Source organism: Pseudomonas synxantha, from assembly GCF_900105675.1.
Taxonomy (GTDB): Bacteria; Pseudomonadota; Gammaproteobacteria; order Pseudomonadales; family Pseudomonadaceae; genus Aquipseudomonas; species Aquipseudomonas synxantha.
This window is the reverse complement of sequence record NZ_LT629786.1, coordinates 2,207,997-2,226,477: the sequence shown is the minus strand read 5'-3', so window position 1 is coordinate 2,226,477 and position 18,481 is coordinate 2,207,997. Positions and strand designations below refer to the sequence as shown.

17 protein-coding genes are annotated in these 18,481 nt (G+C 59.0%); 11 read left to right on the top strand and 6 right to left on the bottom strand.

The window, feature by feature from the left end; all coding sequences use genetic code 11:
* Positions 1-19 precede the first annotated feature (19 nt).
* Both BLU48_RS10665 and BLU48_RS10660 read right to left on the bottom strand, forming a co-directional pair.
* Positions 20-1,093, bottom strand: coding sequence for an alpha/beta fold hydrolase (locus tag BLU48_RS10665; RefSeq protein ID WP_057022312.1), 1,074 nt, complete (start codon positions 1,091-1,093; stop codon positions 20-22).
* 62 nt (positions 1,094-1,155) lie between these two features.
* A complete protein-coding gene (locus BLU48_RS10660; RefSeq protein ID WP_057022311.1) occupies positions 1,156-2,523 on the bottom strand; it encodes an epoxide hydrolase family protein in 1,368 nt (455 codons plus the stop codon).
* A gap of 474 nt (positions 2,524-2,997) precedes the next feature.
* On the opposite strand from BLU48_RS10660, the gene BLU48_RS10655 reads away from it, so the two are divergent.
* Positions 2,998-3,630, top strand: coding sequence for a LysE family translocator (locus tag BLU48_RS10655; protein WP_057022310.1), 633 nt, complete (start codon positions 2,998-3,000; stop codon positions 3,628-3,630).
* Positions 3,631-3,689: 59 nt separating this feature from the next.
* On the opposite strand, the gene BLU48_RS10650 is transcribed toward BLU48_RS10655, so the two are convergent.
* Complete coding sequence (locus BLU48_RS10650; protein WP_046068153.1) at positions 3,690-3,938, bottom strand: CsbD family protein; 249 nt, start codon at positions 3,936-3,938, stop codon at positions 3,690-3,692.
* 275 nt (positions 3,939-4,213) lie between these two features.
* Here BLU48_RS10650 and BLU48_RS10645 point away from each other — a divergent pair, with 275 nt between their 5' ends.
* A complete protein-coding gene (locus BLU48_RS10645) occupies positions 4,214-4,804 on the top strand; it encodes an acyl-homoserine-lactone synthase (protein WP_057022309.1) in 591 nt (196 codons plus the stop codon).
* Between the two features lie 50 nt (positions 4,805-4,854).
* Here the strand turns inward: BLU48_RS10645 and BLU48_RS10640 are convergent, their stop codons facing one another.
* Entirely contained in the window at positions 4,855-5,580 is a 726-nt protein-coding gene (locus BLU48_RS10640) for an autoinducer binding domain-containing protein (RefSeq protein WP_057022308.1), read from the bottom strand.
* Between the two features lie 389 nt (positions 5,581-5,969).
* Here BLU48_RS10640 and BLU48_RS10635 point away from each other — a divergent pair, with 389 nt between their 5' ends.
* From BLU48_RS10635 to BLU48_RS10595, 8 genes are all read left to right on the top strand, one after another.
* The gene (locus tag BLU48_RS10635) at positions 5,970-6,461 is read left to right on the top strand and encodes a PhzA/PhzB family protein (protein ID WP_057022307.1); all 492 of its coding nucleotides are present in this window, start codon (positions 5,970-5,972) and stop codon (positions 6,459-6,461) included.
* A gap of 25 nt (positions 6,462-6,486) precedes the next feature.
* Entirely contained in the window at positions 6,487-6,975 is a 489-nt protein-coding gene (locus BLU48_RS10630; protein WP_043050171.1) for a PhzA/PhzB family protein, read from the top strand.
* A gap of 24 nt (positions 6,976-6,999) precedes the next feature.
* Complete coding sequence (locus BLU48_RS10625) at positions 7,000-8,202, top strand: 3-deoxy-7-phosphoheptulonate synthase (protein ID WP_057022306.1); 1,203 nt, start codon at positions 7,000-7,002, stop codon at positions 8,200-8,202.
* 15 nt (positions 8,203-8,217) lie between these two features.
* Positions 8,218-8,841, top strand: a complete 624-nt coding sequence (locus tag BLU48_RS10620; RefSeq protein ID WP_057022305.1) for an isochorismatase family protein — start codon at positions 8,218-8,220, stop codon at positions 8,839-8,841.
* Positions 8,842-8,861: 20 nt separating this feature from the next.
* Positions 8,862-10,751: an anthranilate synthase family protein gene (locus BLU48_RS10615; RefSeq protein WP_371851113.1), complete on the top strand. Its 1,890-nt coding sequence runs from the start codon at positions 8,862-8,864 to the stop codon at positions 10,749-10,751.
* Positions 10,752-10,753: 2 nt separating this feature from the next.
* Positions 10,754-11,590, top strand: coding sequence for a PhzF family phenazine biosynthesis protein (locus BLU48_RS10610; RefSeq protein ID WP_057022303.1), 837 nt, complete (start codon positions 10,754-10,756; stop codon positions 11,588-11,590).
* Entirely contained in the window at positions 11,587-12,255 is a 669-nt protein-coding gene (gene phzG, locus BLU48_RS10605; RefSeq protein ID WP_046068161.1) for a phenazine biosynthesis FMN-dependent oxidase PhzG, read from the top strand. The genes BLU48_RS10610 and phzG overlap by 4 nt, the downstream gene beginning before the upstream one ends.
* Before the next feature lie 781 nt (positions 12,256-13,036).
* Positions 13,037-14,329 carry an MFS transporter gene (locus tag BLU48_RS10595; protein ID WP_057022302.1) on the top strand — a complete coding sequence of 431 codons (1,293 nt, stop codon included), beginning with the start codon at positions 13,037-13,039 and terminating at the stop codon, positions 14,327-14,329.
* 45 nt (positions 14,330-14,374) lie between these two features.
* Here the strand turns inward: BLU48_RS10595 and BLU48_RS10590 are convergent, their stop codons facing one another.
* Together BLU48_RS10590 and BLU48_RS10585 are read right to left on the bottom strand one after the other, a co-directional pair.
* Positions 14,375-16,108 (bottom strand): hydrogenase maturation protein, encoded by a 1,734-nt coding sequence (locus BLU48_RS10590; RefSeq protein WP_057022301.1) that lies wholly within the window; start codon positions 16,106-16,108, stop codon positions 14,375-14,377.
* A 110-nt stretch (positions 16,109-16,218) separates the two neighbouring features.
* A complete protein-coding gene (locus tag BLU48_RS10585; RefSeq protein WP_057022300.1) occupies positions 16,219-17,130 on the bottom strand; it encodes a LysR family transcriptional regulator in 912 nt (303 codons plus the stop codon).
* Between the two features lie 141 nt (positions 17,131-17,271).
* Between BLU48_RS10585 and BLU48_RS10580 the strand changes: the two genes are divergently transcribed.
* Positions 17,272-18,477 (top strand): MFS transporter, encoded by a 1,206-nt coding sequence (locus BLU48_RS10580; protein ID WP_057022299.1) that lies wholly within the window; start codon positions 17,272-17,274, stop codon positions 18,475-18,477.
* The last annotated feature ends 4 nt before the right edge of the window (positions 18,478-18,481 follow it).

The following is an 18,481-nucleotide window of genomic DNA, read 5'->3' as shown; positions in this document are numbered from 1 at the left end:
CCCTCCTCTCATCCGGTTTTCAAAGATGATCGGCGTCGATCACCGCCTGGGCGAAGGCTTTCGGCGCTTCCTGCGGCAAGTTGTGCCCAACACCACCGGTGATCAATCGGTACTCATACTTGCCAGTGAAGCGCTTGGCGTACGCTTCGGCAGGTGGGTGCGGTGCGCCGTTCGCATCACCTTCCAGGGTGATGGTGGGCACGCTGATGGATGGAAATGCCGCGAGTTTCTTCTCCAGCGCGTCGTATCTGGCCTCGCCCTTGACCAGCCCCAGGCGCCAGCGATAGTTGAAAATCGACACGGCCACGTGATCAGGGTTTTGCAAGGACGCCGCGCTGCGCTCATAAGTGGCGTCGTCGAAATTCCATTGTGGCGACGCCAGCTTCCAGATGAGCTTGGCGAAGTCATGGGTGTTTTTCTCGTAGCCCAGGCGCCCGCGCTCGGTCGCGAAGTAGAACTGGTACCACCACTGCAGTTCGGCGGCTGGCGGCAATGGCGCCTTGCCCGCCTCTTGGCTGCCTATCAGGTAACCGCTCACAGCGACCAGGGCTTTGACTCTTTCCGGCCACAGTGCGGCAACGATATCTGCAGTGCGGGCGCCCCAGTCAAACCCACCCAGCACCGCCGTCTTGATCTTCAGCGCGTCCATGAAGTCGATCAGGTCGCTTGCCAGCGCAGCAGGTTGACCATTGCGAACTGTCTTGGCCGAGAGAAAATGCGTATCGCCATAACCACGCGCAGAAGGGATCAACACTCGATATCCCTTGTCCGCCAAAGCAGGAGCGACATCAGCGTATGCGTTGATATCGTAGGGCCAGCCGTGCAACAAAATGACCACAGGGCCATCGGCTGGGCCGAGTTCCGCGTAAGAAACGTCCAGCAGCCCCGCTTTCACATGCTTAAGAGCACCGAGAGAGGTGTGAGCTCCCGGCGTGATAGCCCCAATGGTGGACGCGGGTACATCAGCCGCGCTGGCTTGGGAAAAACCGCCAGCCACCGCTGCGAATTGCAGCACCGCTGCTGCCAACAGCGATGGGGCAAGACCCCGCAGGCGGCTGGATTTATTTTGGTTGTTCAGCAAGGTCATCTCCATGGTGTTTCTCCGTAGCGAGCCGCCGAATAGCGGCCCGGTGTGTTGACTCGATGGCGTGTGAGCTACTGGGCTGTCTTCGTTGCGCTCAGCTTGGCGCGCAGCGGCCGGAAGGCCTCCCGCAACTCTTCGCTGAACAATTGAGGTTGCTCCCAGGAAGCGAAGTGGCCGCCCTTGTTAACCTGGCTGTAGTAGGAAAGTGATGGGTAAGCGCGTTGCGCCCAGCTTTTTGGCGCCTGATAGATCTCGTGCGGGAATACCGTGATCGCCACCGGCACCTTGATGCTTGCGGTGTTCTGCGCGGCAGCGCTGAAATTGTTGTTGTTGTTTTCCCAGTAGAAACGCGATGACGATGCGCCTGCATTCGTCAGCCAGTACAGGCTGATATCGTCCAGCATCTCGTCACGGGTCAATACCCGTTCAGGCTGACCATCGCTGTCCGTCCACGCGGCGATTTTTTCGTACATCCACGCCGCAGTACCGGTAGGCGAATCGGCCAGCAGGTAACCGATAGTCTGCGGGCGCGTAACCATCATCGCGCCGTATGCTGCATTGCGGCCGAAGAAGGTGCTCAAGGAATCAAACGCCTTGCGTTCAGGCTCAGTGAGCCCGACAGGGGCTGGGTCACCACTATTGATCGGCTTGACCAATTCGGGCGGGATGGTGGCCGGCATGTTCAAGTGAATGCCCAACAGACCCGGCGGATTCAGGCGTCCCAATGCATCCGATATCACCGAACCGTGATCTCCGCCCTGGGAAACATAGTGGGTATAACCCAGACGCTTGATGAGCACATCCCAAGCCTTCGCGACTCGATCCGGCCCCCAGCCCAATTCAGTTGGCTTACCGGAAAAACCGTGTCCCGGAATCGATGGAATGATCACGTCGAACGAATCTTCAACTTTACCGCCGTAAGCAACGGGATCCGTCAGCGGGCCGATAGTTTTCAGGAACTCGAATTGTGAGCCAGGCCATCCGTGTGTCAGAAGCAATGGCATCGCGTTGGGGTTTCGCGAGCGAACATGGATGAATTGAATATCGACGCCGTCAATAGTCGTGATGAATTCAGGCAGCGCATTGAGCTTTGCTTCGGCCTTGCGCCAGTCATAGCCGCTGCCCCAATACTTCACCAGCGCCTGGACCTGGGCCAACTGCACGCCTTGGGAAACGTCATTGACGGTCTCTTTGTCCGGCCAGCGGGTCGCCGCAATGCGCTTTTTCAGATCAGTCAATTGAGCTTCATCGACGTGAATTCGATATGGTCGAATCGATTCGGGATTGGTCGAGGCCGAGCTGGCAACTGACGCATCGGCGGCCGGGCCAGCAGCCCAGGCACCACCGCTGCCGGCTATCAGGGCCAACCCCAAAACGCCCATTCTCACGGAAGAAGCCAGACTATGGCGCCAGGTGAAACCGAACGTTGCTGCAGGCATTTTGAATTTCCTATAAGTCATTGGTCGACAACGTCGCGAAACGCGCAGAGATAGCCGCGAGTTAAATGAGTCATCCATTGGAGAAGGTTTGCGCCTTCTCGATGGGTTCATTTAAAGCCCCGCAGGTATCCCGTATGTGTCATCAACCGACTTAAAAGAATCGCTGTGTATCTATCCAACGCGCAGATACACAACGATACAAACCGACCACTCGCTCATTAGAAAGCCAATGCCCCGACTTGTCGGGGCATTGGCTTTTCGGGGACGTGGAAAATATAAGGCTTTTCAGCCCATCAAGCCCGGCAAAGGGCATCGAGACTGCATCGATTGCCAGGCGGCTTGACTACCCAAGGAACGGGCAGATACCCAGCTCAACTTCATATTTATGCAATTGCACTTATCTGACGCCCCTTACAGTTGAGGCTATTCAAGCGCTGGCTAGAATCAATTATTGTCGATGCCGAGGTTACAACCATGACCCTAGCCCAAATCCTTCTATTTCTTCCCGCAGCAGCAATCGTTGCCGTCTCACCAGGCGCCAACAACCTGCTTGCATTCGCAAACGGCAGCAGCCAGGGCTTGCTGCCTACAGTGGTCGGTCTTTCAGGTCGATGTACGGCCTTTGCACTGATGATCGCAATGGTGATTATCGGTTTGGGCGCATTGCTAGAGGCGTCTGAACTCGCTTTCCAGATTCTTAAATGGGCAGGTGTGCTTTACCTCGCCTATCTCGGCGTGAGAATGCTGATAGGCCATGATTGTCACAAAGATGGGGCTTCTGGCTTATTCCAACCTGTCGATGCCTACTCCTTGGCCCGCAGGGAGTTCATGACAGCCATGACCAACCCCAAAGCAATCTTGCTCTTCACTGCTTTTGTTCCCCAATTCATTGTTTCTGGTGCTGGCGATTCCTTCACTGCCCAGTTCGTCGTTTTGAGTGCAATCTACATTGCCGTCGAGTTTATCGCCGCTATAGGCTGGGCTCTTGCTGGAAGCATCATTCGATCTCTGCACCCTTCGAAACGGAGATTGTCGATCATCAATCGCATAACGGGCGCAATGATGCTCTGCGCAGCCGCCTTACTGGCCACAGCCAGAAAAACTTAAGTGTGTACGTCTGCGAAAGCGAGGGAGCGTCCCTGACGGAACGCCCCTTCCTCTATGATTCAGCGGCGAAAGAGACGATCTAGAACCAGCAGCGCTACTGCACCAATCGCGATTGCAGCAACTGGTTTTTCTTTAACAAACGTAGATACGCCGTCCAGTACGTCGCCGTAGGTCTGGGTCAACTGACCAGCCGCTTGACGACCAGCGCCTTCTGCTTCCAGCTTGGAATCACCAAACAGCTTCCCGACGACGCTCTGTGTCTTTCCAGCAACCTTTTCTGCAACACCTTCGACTTGTTCACTCTTCATAAATCACCAAACCTTTGCTCGTAATTAGTTAGCTCAGGTTCAACCTGAGCCAGGCGCTAGCTGCACAGCGTTAGGGGGATGGGCGTTAGCATAAGTTCAAAGTTGTTGAGGCTCGTGAGGTGGCCGCTGGATTCCTGCTCGAAGTCCTCGCGTCTCGTTTGCACTCCAGCCCCGCCGACCACACCAGCCCGCCCTACAAGATCTTGTAGTCGCTAACCCTCCACAAGTCCTCTATAAAAAACCGCACTTCCCCCTCCCCCAAGGAACACCCTGCCATGCACATGGAAGAGCACACGCTGAGCGCAATGGACGACGAGCTTAAACTCATGCTGGGTCGCTTTCGGCATGAACAATTCGTCGAAAAACTAGGATGGCGATTGCCCATCCCGCCGCACCAGGCCGGTTATGAATGGGATCAATACGACAACGAGCACGCCCGCTACCTCCTGGCGTTCAACGAGCATCGTTCAATCGTCGGCTGCGCCCGGCTGATACCCACTACATTCCCCAACCTGCTGGAGGGTGTGTTCAGCCATGCCTGCGAAGGCACACCACCCAGGCATCCCGCCATTTGGGAAATGACACGCTTCACCACCCGCGAACCGCAACTGGCCATGCCTTTGTTCTGGAAAACCCTCAAGACCGCCAGCCTGGCGGGTGCCGATGCCATCGTCGGAATCGTCAACAGCACGATGGAACGCTATTACAAGATCAACGGGGTCAAGTACGAACGCCTGGGGTCGGTAATCGAGCATCAGGGCGAAAAAATTCTCGCCATCAAACTTTCGGCTCACCGCGAACACCACCGTGGCGCCCGCTTACCTTCAGCCTTCACGTCTGAGGCGTTATTGGAAGAGACTGCTTGATAATAACGGCCGAGTCGTCCTCTTGGGCGACTCGGCGCAGCAGGTGAACCTCAGATATAGCCCAGCGCGACGGCGTAAGACACGGCCTGTACGCGGTTGCTGGCGCCGATTTTGCGTTGGATGTTGCGGTGATGGTAGTTCACGGTGTCGGTGCACACGCCCATGATCACGCCAATTTCCTCCGACGTCTTGCCATCGGCGGTCCAGCGCAACACATCACATTCGCGCTCGCTGAACTCCACATCCGTGTTGAACGCACGTACATCAGTCTCCAGCGCCGAAATCTTCTCCAGGGCCGCCGCCGCAAACGCTTTGGTCACTGGCTTCAATGCTTCGAATTCCTGAAGGCTGATGGCATTGTCCTTGCGTGCCAGGCTTAACACCCCGACCCTGCCCTGGGTGTTGAACGAAGGTTGGGCCAGGCCATGGCATAGACTCGAGTCGTTGGCTTCTGACCACAGGTCCGGGCAGTTTCGGAACAACTCATTGCTCCATAAAATGGGGGCCGACGAGATTTTGCTGTGTTTCACCGTGGGGTCGATCAGCGCATAGTTAGCGGCTTGATAGCGTTGTAGCCAGTGCTCGGGATAGTTGCCGTACATATAGGTCTTGGGCCGCATGAACGGCGTCACGCTGCACATGCCATAGGCGAAAAAATCAAACCGCAGTTCACGCAAGGCTCTCAATGCAACAACGGTGAACTCCTCCATGTTCATGGCTTTTGCAAAGATACTGTAAAAATAAGCATCCCATCCCAACAGCTGTCCTAATTCCATTTTGAACGCCTATAACACTCCAAGGGAGTCGTGAGACTAAACCAACCTGAACGTCTGTCAACTCCCAAAATCAACACTCATAGACTGCTTCGCACTAGCGACATGTTTTTTATGTCTAACCCAACTAACTAGCCATAGGCCACTGTTTCTCAGCCGACGAATGAGCCTGCCCCTTCATAATAATGCAACACTCCATCCGACCGATCGCGCCCGCCCTGAGCCACTACAAGATCTGGTAGTTCCAAGCCCGAGAAACGCAGGTGTATAAACAACACCGCACAAAACGATCAATGCGAAACAGTTCAAAAGCATTCAATTTCGCCGCATGCAATTAACTAATTATTTAATTGATTGTCCGCAATTTCAGTCAACTAAGGAGAACATTGCCCATGCCCGGTTCGCTTTCATCTGGCGGCTTTAATGACCATCTTGAACTTCGCCGAAAAAACCGCGCCACTGTTGATCAGTACATGCGTACCAACGGCGAAGACCGCCTGCGCCGCCATGAGTTGTTCACGCCGGATGGCAGTGGCGGCTCCTGGAACACCGAAACCGGTGAACCCCTTGTCTTTAAGGGCCACGCTAAGCTGGCCGCGCTCGGAGTATGGCTGCAGCAGTGCTTCCCAGACTGGCAATGGCACAACGTCCGAGTGTTTGAAACCGACAACCCCAACCACTTCTGGGTGGAAAGTGACGGCCGCGGCACCACTCGAGTTCCTGGTTATCCGCAAGGTTATTGCGAAAACCACTACATCCACTCCTTCGAGCTGGACAACGGCAAGATCACGCAAAACCGTGAGTTCATGAACCCTTTTGAACAACTTCGCGCCTTGGGCATCCCGGTGCCAAAAATCAAGCGTGAAGGTATCCCCGCCTCATAAGTCCTTTATCCATTGGAGATTGAGCATGCCTGATAGCACAGTGCAACAACCCATCACTGACGATACTGAACTGCGTCGCAAGAACCGCGCTACGGTTGAACAATACATGCGCACCAAAGGCCAGGACCGCCTGCGCCGGCATGAACTGTTTACCGAAGACGGTTCAGGCGGTTTATGGACCACGGATACGGGTGCACCGATTGTAATCAGTGGCAAAGCTAAGTTGGCCGAACATGCTGTTTGGTCACTCAAGTGCTTCCCGGATTGGGAATGGTACAACGTCAAGGTATTTGAAACCGATGACCCCAACCATATCTGGGTCGAGTGTGATGGCCACGGCAAGATTCTCTTTCCTGGTTACCCGGAAGGTTATTACGAGAACCACTTCTTGCACTCCTTCGAGCTGCAAGACGGCAAAGTAAAACGCAATCGCGAATTCATGAATGTCTTTCAACAATTGCGCGCCTTGGGTATTCCAGTGCCGCACATCAAGCGTGAAGGCATTCCTGCCTGATCCTTTTGGGAGAGCGATCGCATCATGGAAGACTTACTGAAACGGGTTCTGAAGTGTGAAGCGTTGCAGCAGCCTCAATGGAGCGAACCCTCACAATTGCATGACGCGCAGGCCTATCTCAGGGACAGCGCGTCACTGATTCGCGTTGAAGATATCCTGGTGTTGCGCGCGACCCTGGCCAGGGTCGCGGCTGGCGAAGCGATGATCATCCAGTGCGGCGACTGCGCCGAGGACATGGATGAAAGCGCTGCCGACCATGTGACCCGCAAAGCCGCGCTGCTGGATATGCTGGCCGGGACGTTCAGGCTGGTCACCCAGCAACCGGTGGTGCGGGTGGGGCGAATTGCTGGGCAGTTTGCCAAGCCTCGCTCCAACCACAGCGAACGCATCGGCGATGTTGAGTTGCCGGTGTACCGCGGCGATATGGTCAACGGTCGTGAGGCGGTCCCCGGCCATCGCCAGCATGATGCGCAACGCTTGGTACGAGGCTATCGCGCCGCTCAGGACATCATGCAACACCTGGGATGGAAGGCACCGTCCGGCCAGGAGCAGCTCACCGGCTCCCCTGCCTGGACCAGTCACGAGATGCTGGTGCTCGACTACGAACTGCCGCAAGTGCGCCAGGACGAACAGGGCCGGACATTCCTTGGCTCTACCCATTGGCCGTGGATTGGCGAGCGTACCCGTGAGTTGACGGGCGCTCACGTAGCGCTGCTCAGCGAAGTGCTCAACCCGGTGGCCTGCAAGGTCGGCCCGGATATCACCCAGGATCAGTTACTGAGCCTGTGCGAGCGCCTGGACCCCAGGCATGAGCCCGGCCGGCTGACCCTGATTGCCCGCATGGGCGCCCACAAGGTCGCCGACCGCCTGCCACCGCTGGTTGAAGCGGTGCGCCGTGCCGGCCACAAGATCATCTGGCTCAGCGACCCGATGCACGGCAATACCATCGTCGCGCCCTGCGGCAATAAGACTCGCATGGTGCAGACCATCACCGACGAAATCACCGCCTTCAAACATGCCGTGATCTCGGCCGGTGGCGTGGCCGGCGGTCTACATCTGGAAACCACTCCCGATGACGTCAGCGAGTGCGCCTCCGATGCCGCCGGCCTGAGCCAGGTTGCCAGCCACTACAAAAGCCTGTGCGACCCGCGCCTGAACCCCTGGCAAGCCATTACTGCGGTGATGGCCTGGAAAGCCTGCCCTCCTCCCTCTTTTGTTTCCCTTTGACTGGAGTTTGTCGCCATGACCGGCATTCCATCGATCGTCCCTTATGTCCTGCCTACCTCCCGCGACCTGCCCGCCAACCTCGCGCAATGGCACATCGACCCCGAACGCGCCGTACTGTTGGTGCATGACATGCAGCGCTACTTCCTGCGGCCCTTGCCGGATGCCTTACGTGACGAAGTGGTGGGCAATGCCGCACGCATTCGCCAGTGGGCTGCCGACAACGGCGTGCCAGTGGCCTACACCGCCCAGCCGGGCAGCATGAACGAGGAACAACGCGGGCTGCTCAAGGACTTCTGGGGCCCGGGCATGAAGGCCAGCCCGACCGACCGTGAGGTCGTCGACGCCCTCACCCCCCAGCCCGGTGACTGGCTGCTGACCAAGTGGCGCTACAGTGCGTTCTTCAACTCCGACTTGTTGCAACGCCTGCACGCCAGCGGGCGCGATCAGCTGATCCTGTGTGGGGTGTATGCCCATGTCGGGGTATTGATTTCCAGCGTGGATGCGTACTCCAACGATATCCAACCCTTTCTCGTTGCCGACGCCATTGCCGACTTCAGCAAGGAGCACCACTGGATGGCCATGGAATACGCCGCCAGCCGTTGCGCCATGGTCATCACCACCGATGAGGTGGTGCTATGAGCCAAGCCGCCGCCCGCCTCATGGAACGCATCCTGCAACCGGTGCCCGAACCCTTTGCCCTCTTGTATCGCCCGGAATCCAGCGGCCCCGGGCTGCTGAATGTGCTGATTGGCGAGATGTCGCAGCCGCAGGTCCTGGCCGATATCGACTTGCCCGCCCCCTCGATCGGCGCCCCTCGCCTGGATGTACTGACGCTGATTCCCTACTGTCAAATTGCCGAACGGGGCTTTGCAGCGGTGGACGATCAGTCGCCGCTGCTGGCGATGAACATTACCGAGCAGCAAACCATCAGCATCGAGCAGATGCTGGCGTTACTGCCCAACGTGCCGATCCAGTTGAATAACGAACGCTTCGACCTCAGCGACGCCAGCTATGCCGAGATCGTCAGCCAGGTGATCGCCAACGAAATCGGCTCCGGGGAAGGTGCCAACTTCGTGATCAAGCGCACTTTCCTGGCGGAGATCAGCGAGTACCAGCCGGCCAGTGCGCTGTCGTTCTTTCGTCATCTGCTGGAACGGGAGAAAGGCGTCTATTGGACATTCATCATTCACACCGGCAGCCGCACCTTCGTCGGTGCGTCCCCCGAGCGCCACATCAGCGTCAAGGATGGGCTTGCGGTGATGAACCCCATCAGCGGCACTTACCGCTACCCTCCCGCCGGCCCCAGCCTGACGGAGGTCATGGACTTCCTGGCCGACCGCAAGGAAGCCGATGAGCTGTATATGGTGGTCGATGAAGAACTGAAAATGATGGCGCGTATTTGTGAAGACGGCGGACACGTCCTCGGCCCCTACCTCAAGGAAATGACCCATCTGGCGCACACCGAGTACTTCATCGAAGGCAAGACCCGCCGCGATGTGCGCGAAATCCTGCACGAAACCCTGTTCGCCCCGACGGTCACCGGCAGCCCGCTGGAAAGCGCCTGCCGGGTGATCCAGCGCTATGAGCCGCAAGGCAGGGCGTACTACAGCGGCATGGCCGCGCTGATTGGCAGCGATGGCAAGGGCGGACGTTCCCTGGACTCGGCGATCCTGATTCGCACCGCCGACATCGATAACTGCGGGCAGGTTCGGATCAGCGTGGGTTCGACCATCGTGCGGCACTCCGAACCGATGACCGAAGCCGCCGAAAGCCGGGCCAAGGCTGCGGGCCTGATCGCCGCGCTGAAAAACCAGGCGACCTCGCGCTTCGGCGACCACCTGCAGGTGCGCGCGGCATTGGCCAGCCGCAATGCCTACGTCTCGGATTTCTGGCTGATGAACAGCCAGCAACGGCAACAGACCCAGGCCGACTTCAGTGGCCGCCAGGTGCTGATCGTCGACGCCGAAGACACGTTCACCTCGATGATCGCCAAACAGCTGCGGGCTCTCGGGCTGGTGGTGACGGTGCGCAGTTTCAGTGACGAGTACAGTTTCGACGGTTACGACCTGGTGATCATGGGCCCTGGCCCTGGCAACCCGAGCGATGTGCAACTGCCGAAAATCGACCATCTGCACCTGGCCATCCGTTCCCTGCTTAGCCAGCAGCGGCCATTCCTCGCGGTGTGCCTGAGTCACCAGGTGTTGAGCCTGTGCCTGGGCCTGGAGTTGCAACGCAAGGCCATTCCCAACCAGGGCGTGCAAAAACAGATCGACCTGTTCGGCAACGCCGAACGAGTGGGTTTCTACAACACGTTCGCGGCGCGCAGCTCCAGTGACCGCCTGGACATCGACGGTATCGGAACCGTTGAAATCAGTCGCGACAGCGAGACCGGCGAGGTACATGCCCTGCGTGGGCCGGCGTTTGCCTCCATGCAGTTTCATGCCGAGTCGCTTTTGACCCAGGAAGGCCCGCGCATCATCGCCGACCTGCTGCGACACGCCCTCATCCACACACCTGTCGACAGCAGCGTTTCGGCCGCCGGGAGATAAGCATGCACAACTACGTCATTATCGACGCCTTTGCCAGCGTCCCGCTGGAAGGCAATCCGGTCGCGGTGTTCTTTGACGCCGATGATTTACCGCCCGCGCAAATGCAACGCATCGCCCGAGAAATGAACCTCTCGGAGACCACCTTTGTGCTCAAGCCGCGCAACGGTGGAGATGCGCTGATCCGGATTTTCACACCGGTCAACGAACTCCCTTTTGCCGGGCACCCGTTGCTGGGTACGGCCATTGCCCTGGGAGCACATACCGACAACCACCGGCTGTATCTGGAAACCCAGATGGGCACCATCGCCTTTGAACTGGAGCGCCAGAACGGCAGCGTCATCGCCGCCAGCATGGACCAGCCGATCCCGACCTGGACGGCCCTGGGCCGCGACGCCGAACTGCTCCAGGCCTTGGGCATCAGTGACTCGACCTTTCCCATCGAGATCTATCACAACGGCCCGCGCCATGTGTTTGTCGGCCTGCCGAGCATTGAAGCGTTATCGGCCCTGCACCCCGACCACCGTGCACTGTCCAACTTCCATGACATGGCGATCAACTGTTTTGCCGGCGCAGGACGGCGTTGGCGCAGCCGCATGTTCTCACCGGCCTACGGCGTTGTGGAGGATGCGGCCACAGGCTCCGCCGCCGGGCCATTGGCGATTCATCTGGCGCGCCATGGCCAGATTGAGTTTGGCCAGCCAGTCGAGATTTTACAGGGTGTGGAAATCGGCCGCCCCTCACTGATGTTCGCCAAAGCTGAGGGCCGCGCCGAGCAACTGACGCGAGTCGAGGTATCAGGTAATGGCGTCACATTTGGACGGGGGACCATCGTGCTATGAACAGCTCAATACAAGGCAAGCCGCTGTTGGGTAAAGGCATGTCGGAATCCCTCACCGGCACATTGGATGCGCCCTTCCCCGAATATCAGACACTGCCCGCCGACCCCATGAGCGTGCTGCACAATTGGCTGGAGCGTGCGCGCCGCGTGGGCATCCGCGAGCCCAGGGCGCTTGCGCTGGCCACCGCCGATAGCCAGGGCCGGCCCTCCACGCGGATCGTGGTGATCAGCGAGATCAGTGACGCCGGCGTGGTGTTCAGCACCCATGCCGGCAGCCAGAAAGGCCGGGAACTGCTCCACAACCCCTGGGCTTCGGGTGTGCTGTATTGGCGCGAAACCAGTCAGCAAATCATCCTCAATGGCCAGGCCGTGCGCTTGCCAGACGCCAAGGCTGATGATGCGTGGCTCAAGCGCCCTTATGCCACGCACCCGATGTCATCGGTGTCTCGCCAGAGTGAAGAACTGGAGGACGTGCAGGCCATGCGCAACGCCGCCAGGCAACTGGCGGACGTGCAGGGTCCACTGCCGCGTCCCGAGGGATATTGCGTGTTCGAGTTGCGACTTGAATCGCTGGAGTTCTGGGGAAATGGGCAGGAGCGCTTGCATGAGCGGTTGAGGTATGACCGCAGCGATACAGGCTGGAGGGTGCGGCGTTTGCAGCCCTGAGTAGCATCGGAAATAGCCGGCCTTTCACAAAACCTTCTCCGTGACACATCTCGGTCAAAGGTGGGAGGGGCTTGCACCCGATGAGCATAGGTATCTACACAACTTTGCAGTCGCCAACAGCAACTACGATGCGAAGCGAGCCGCTCTTGATCTTGATCTGCTTTTGATCTCAGGCGCCCCGTTAAACCACGCTGGCCGGAATTCGACAGGGATTTGGGGGGTAAACCGGCAGGGATGCCGGTTTAGCCGCCCCGCGCCATAGATGGCGCGTGGCGGCGGCCCCCCAAATGCATGTCGGATTACGGGCACACCGAGCCTAAGCGAGGTGCCGAGTGGTGGGGCAAGAGCGTTTGGTTACTTTGCGCTTTTCAAAGTGACCCGCTGTAAAAGCGGAACCAATAGTGGCCGTTGCCCAAATAACGGATATGTACTCGGTCTGATCCAACATTCTGGTCGGCTGTCAGGCCGCCATCGGGGGCAAGCCCCCTCCCACAGTGTCCGACGGCGTACCAGAGGCTGTGTAGATACCTGTGCCCGCTACCTGCGTCCTAACGTCGCAGCAGCCAGCTCTTGGAAAATCCCACACAAGCCTTAGAATCGCGCGCTCGCTTGCAGTCGTCGGGACTTGATGACTGGAGGCTTCAGCAACGCGTACCTGAATGGCTGGCCACACTTCGTCGATGTGTGTCCGACTCAACCACCCTCATTTGCACAACACACTTCGGTTTGGCAATCGCATGCACGCCTGTGCCTGTTTCGCTGTTCGATTCTAGAGGTCTTTATGTCTCCGCGTTTGCTGGCCATGGCGCTGGCGCCCCTGCTCGGGCTGTTCATTGTTGCTCTGGGCAACGGCTTTCTTTCATCCCTGACCACCCTTCGGCTGGACGCAGCCGGTGCCTCGGCCACCATGATCGGTATCGTTTCATCGGCGTACTTCATTGGCCTGACGCTGGGCGCCGTCTTTAATGATCGATTGATTCTGCGCATCGGTCATATCCGCGCCTACGGCAGCTTTGCCTCGTTGATCGCGGTGACCATCCTGCTGCAAGGATTGTTCTACGACACGTGGGGCTGGTTCGCGCTGCGTCTGATCAACGGCTGGGCCACGGTCGGGGTGTTCCTGGTGATCGAGAGCTGGCTGCTGCTGGCCGGCGACGCGAAGATCCGTGGGCGCTTGCTCGCGCTGTATATGATCGTGCTGTATGGCGCGGGCGTGCTGGGTCAGGCAGCACTGGGCAAGATCACCGGCCTGAGCGAAAGCGCGCCGTTCATGGTGGCCGGCATGCTCGCTTCGTTGTCGGTGCTGCCTATTGTGATCCTGCCACGGGTGTCGCCGCTGCTGGATCAGGTTGAACCCCTCAAGCCACGGCAACTGCTGGGCGTGACGCCGACCGGGCTGATCGGGTGTTTTGGCTCGGGGGTCACCATTGCGGCGATTTACACCTTGCTGCCGCTGTACCTGCAACGCGCCGGCCTGGACGTCGGCGAGGTCGGTAGCATGATGGCCTGGACAATCCTCGGCGCCATGCTCCTGCAATATCCGGTCGGGCGCTGGTCCGACCACAAGGATCGCTTGCAGGTGCTGACAATTCTGGCGATGGCCTGCACGGTCTTGTCGCTGGTGATCGTATTGTTGCCGTTGTCGTCGCTGATGCTGGCCGTGCTGCTGTTCCTGCTCGGCGGCGCGGTATTTGCGCTTTACCCGGTTGCCGTCAGCCATGCCGCCGACCGCGCCCCTGCCGAGGCGCTGGTACCGATGATCCAGGGCTTGCTGCTGATCAACTCGTTGGGCTCGGCAATCAGTCCGATGATGATCTCACCGCTGATGAATTCGTTCGGCGCAAATGGGCTGTTCTGGGTATTCGCACTGGTCAACCTGTGCATGGTCACCTTTTTCTTATGGCGCCGTAACAAACGCGCCGCTCCGGCCAATCCCGCACCTTTTGCCGCTGCGGCAACGTTCTCGCCGACCGGTGCTGAATTGCGCGTGACCGAAGATCTGCGCCAGGCGGCGCAGGATCATCCGCCCATGGTCGATGCGCTGAGTGGCGAGCCCACCCACTCCCAGTCCTGAACCACGCCCAATCGCCCTGGCCCGTGCGGCTGGGGTGATTCGCGCTTATGCGCTTTCCCGCTTCTCTTGTACTGTCGGCTGTGGGCTCAACGCCCACGGCGCCATCAACCGCTGCGGGCTCTGGCAAGTTTTACGCTTAAGCACGAAGCCCTGGCACTTTTGCGCAAACTGTTGACGGTCATGCACCATATCCATCTGCATTTGTGCCAGCTCATGTTCGCGACAGCGCTTAACCTGCTGAATATCCATCGCGGCTTTACGGGCACGTGCTTGAAGGCATTTCTCATCGGTCAACGCACTGCTGGCCTGCTGCATGAGCCACAGGCCGAATGCGTCTGGGCAACGCGGTCCGATGCCTTGGATCATTCCGTAGTGCTGGGCTTGGAGGGCACTGATGGGCAGGCATTCTTCGGTGAGTTTATGCGCGATTTCACTGCCGACGGCCCGTGGCAGGCTGTAGGTCCAGTATTCGGAGCCATAAAGACCCATGGTTTTGTAATGCGGGTTGAGCACGACACCCTCACGGGCCAATACAACATCAGCGGCCAGCGCCAGCATCACGCCGCCTGCGCCAGCGCTGCCGGTCAGGCCACTGATTACCAGTTGCCTGGCTGTTAGAAGCTCCAGGCACACATCGTCGATGGCCTGGATGTTGGCCCAAGCTTCCAGCCCCGGCACTTTGTCGGCCTGGATGACGTTGAGATGAACGCCATTGGAAAAACTGCCGCGCCCGCCCTTGATCAGCAACACCTGGGTATCTCGCGCCTTGGCCCAGCGCAATGCAGCCACCAGGCGTTGGCATTGTTCGGTGCTCATGGCGCCGTTATAGAACTCGAACGTCAGTTCGCCGACGTGTCCGACTTCGCGGTAGCGAATCGGTTGATAGACCAGCGCATTAAACGCCTGGTGGGCGATGGAGCTATCGAGCACCGGCACGCCGGCCAACTGCTCAGCCAGGACGTGCCGTGCCGGCAGCTTGAAGGTCTCCTCCCCTGGCTGGGCTTTGCGTTTGAGCGAACCGATCCACAGGCTGCGGTCGCCGGCCGCCACCAGCACGGCGTCGTCCTGTACCGCGAGGATTGCTCCCGGCGTACCCTGGCGTGAATCCAGGTGTGCGTCGTACAGGTAATACTGCCCGCCCTCAAGGCTTGCCAGCACGCCGGGCTGGCCATCGGCGGCGTCGATGCTGCGTTTGATGAAGCTTGCGCAATCGAACCAACTGAAGGTGCGGTCGGCCTGGGTCATGTTCGGTTGCAAACGCCCGATGACGTTGGGTTGTGTGTAGTCGAGCGGCACCGGGACGAAACCGTTGGCAAACTTTTGCACCACGTCGCGGATGCAAACCATCGCGGCGTCACTCACCGGGCCGTTGTACAGCTCGGATTTGCGCACATCAGTGGGCATGTCGAATTCGCAGGTGGACCAGATCGGCCCGGCATCCATCTCCTCCACCGCTTGCAGGGCTGTGACACCCCAGCGGCTGAGCTGCCCGGTGATGGCCCAATCCAGTGCACTGGCGCCACGGTCGCCGACAATGCCCGGATGGATGATCACTACCGGGCGCTGCGCATGGCTCCACAGCTGCTGTGGCACACGGTCCTTGAGAAAGGGGCAGATCACCAGATCGGCGCCTGAAGCCTCGATCTGCCGGCACACCGAGGCTTCATCGGTGAACACCACCACGCTGGGGTCGTGACCCGCCTGGCGCAGGTCCAGCCAGGCGCGCTGGGTCAAACCGTTGAACGCCGATGATAACAAGAGGATCTTCAATGACCGCATGGCTGACTCTTCCTTGAGAATGCGCGGCCAGAGACACTCCTTGAGCCGTCCCTGGCCTTTGATGGAATCACAAGATTATAGCGCTCGCCGGCACGGTCACCTGATCAGGATCAATCTTGCGTGCCCAGCCCGGCGATCAACGCATCGAGCACCACACGAACCTTGGGCTGCGCCTGGCGGCTCTTGACCCAGGCCAGGTTGATCTCAAACCCTGCTGTCGCCAATTGCGGCAAGACCTGGACCAAGGTTCCGTCGTGCAACTGCTGCTGGATCAGCCATGTTGGCAACTGGACGATACCGCAGCCAGCCAACGCGGCCATCAGCAACCCTTCACCGTTACCCACCACCCACTGCGGCGCAGCATGCTTGTGCAGCGTCATGCCCTGTTCGCCGGTGTAGCGCCACGGGCTGATACGCCCATCCGCCCAGCCATAGGCGATGCACTGATGGTGGGCGAGGTCGTGCTCCGACACCGGTGTGCCATGCCGGGCCAGGTACGCCGGGGCGGCACACAAGACATGCCATTCATGGGCGAGCACCTTGTGCCCTAGCGTCTGCGGCCACTCATCCGCATTGCCGATGTGCACGACGATGTCGGCGCCTTCCCGGAACGGGTCGACCAGGCCATCACAGAAGGTCAGGTGCGGCACCAGCAGCGGATGTGCCTGCATCCATGGAACAAGGAATGGCAGCACCTGGGTGCGACCGAATGTGCCTGGCAGGTCAATGCGCACTCGTCCACGCGGCTCGGTATTTTCCGCTTGCAGGGACAGCTCGGCTTCTTCCAGGTCAGCCAGCACCCCGGTGCAGGTACGCAGGAACGCGATGCCCGCATCGGTCAATGCCAATACACGCGTCGTACGCTGGAACAGTCGGGCGCCCAGGCGTTTTTCCAGCCGGGCAATGGATTTACTCACGGCAGACGCGGTCAGGGCCATGTTTTCGGCGGCCGCGGTGAAGCTGCCGTATTGCGCAACGCAGACAAACACGTCAATGCCCTTCAAACGTTCGGAGGCAAACATAGACGGTCCTTATTCATGAATTCAATTCCTGAGTCGTTGGAAAAAGCATCCTAAATCAGAATTCACAGCATCAGTAAGCTATGTCTACCCATACAAGCGGCTCATGGCGCTTGCACTTGGTCAATGGACGATGAGGCTCGAATGCTCGCCACGCTTAAAACCTACCCCGCTACCCTCAACCTGCTGCTGTGCGCTTCATTGGTATTGACCCTCGCCCGGGCGGTCACCCTGCCCTATCTGGTGATCTACTTGTCGAGCAACTTTGTCCTGGGCATTGCCGACATCGGCCTGGTCATCGGCAGTACGCTGATCATCGGCTCTTTATTGAGCCTGTACGGCGGGTTCCTGGTGGACCGCATGCGCAGTTACCCGCTGATTCTCACCTGCTGCGCAGTATTCACCCTGGCTTTTCTTGGCGCGTACGGCGCGTCCCAGCTGTGGCTGTTCTACCTGTGCCTGGTATTGGTCAACCTGGCGTATGCGGTGATTGATATCGCGGTCAAGTCCGGATTCGGCAGCCTGCTCCCCGTCGATCAGCGCAGCGAAGCGTTTTCGATCAAGTACACCCTGACTAATATCGGCTATGCCATCGGGCCATTTCTCGGCGCTGGGGTGGCCAGCCTGGACATCAGCCTGCCGTTCCTGCTGTCGGCGGGGCTTGGGGCCGGCTACTTCCTGATCTACTGCGTATGGGGCGACAAAAACCTGGCGACTGTCGAAACGGGCCAACCACCCACGCCGTTCCTGGCGGTCGGCAAGGTATTGCTGCGTGATTACCGCCTGGTGTGCTTTACGCTCGGTGGTTTATTGAGTGCGGTAGTGTTCGGCCAGTTCACCGCTTACCTCTCGCAGTACCTGGTGGTGACCACCACGCCTGGAACTACCTACCGGATCATCAGCACCGTGGTGGCAACCAACGCCCTGATGGTGATCAGCCTGCAATACAGCCTCGGCAAGCGTATTTCCCGTCGGCATCTGAACGCCTGGCTGGCGGCAGGGCTGAGCCTGTTTATCGTTGGGCTGAGCGGCTTTGCCCTCTCGACCACACTGGTGGTGTGGGTGATTGCCATGGCAATCTTCACCCTCGGTGAAATCATCGTCTTCCCAGCCGAATACATGTTCATCGACAGCATTGCGCCGAACCACCTGCGGGGCATGTACTACGCGGCGCAGAACCTGGGCAACATCGGCGCCGCGCTCGGGCCGGTGCTATGCGGCCTCGTGCTGGCGACGCAACCGGCGCAGTATATTTTCTACATGCTGATGCTGTTCATCGTCGCCGGTGGGTTGTTCTACTGGCTGGGCGGTCGCATTGCCAGTGATAGGAACCTTGAACCGCTCAAGTGAGGCG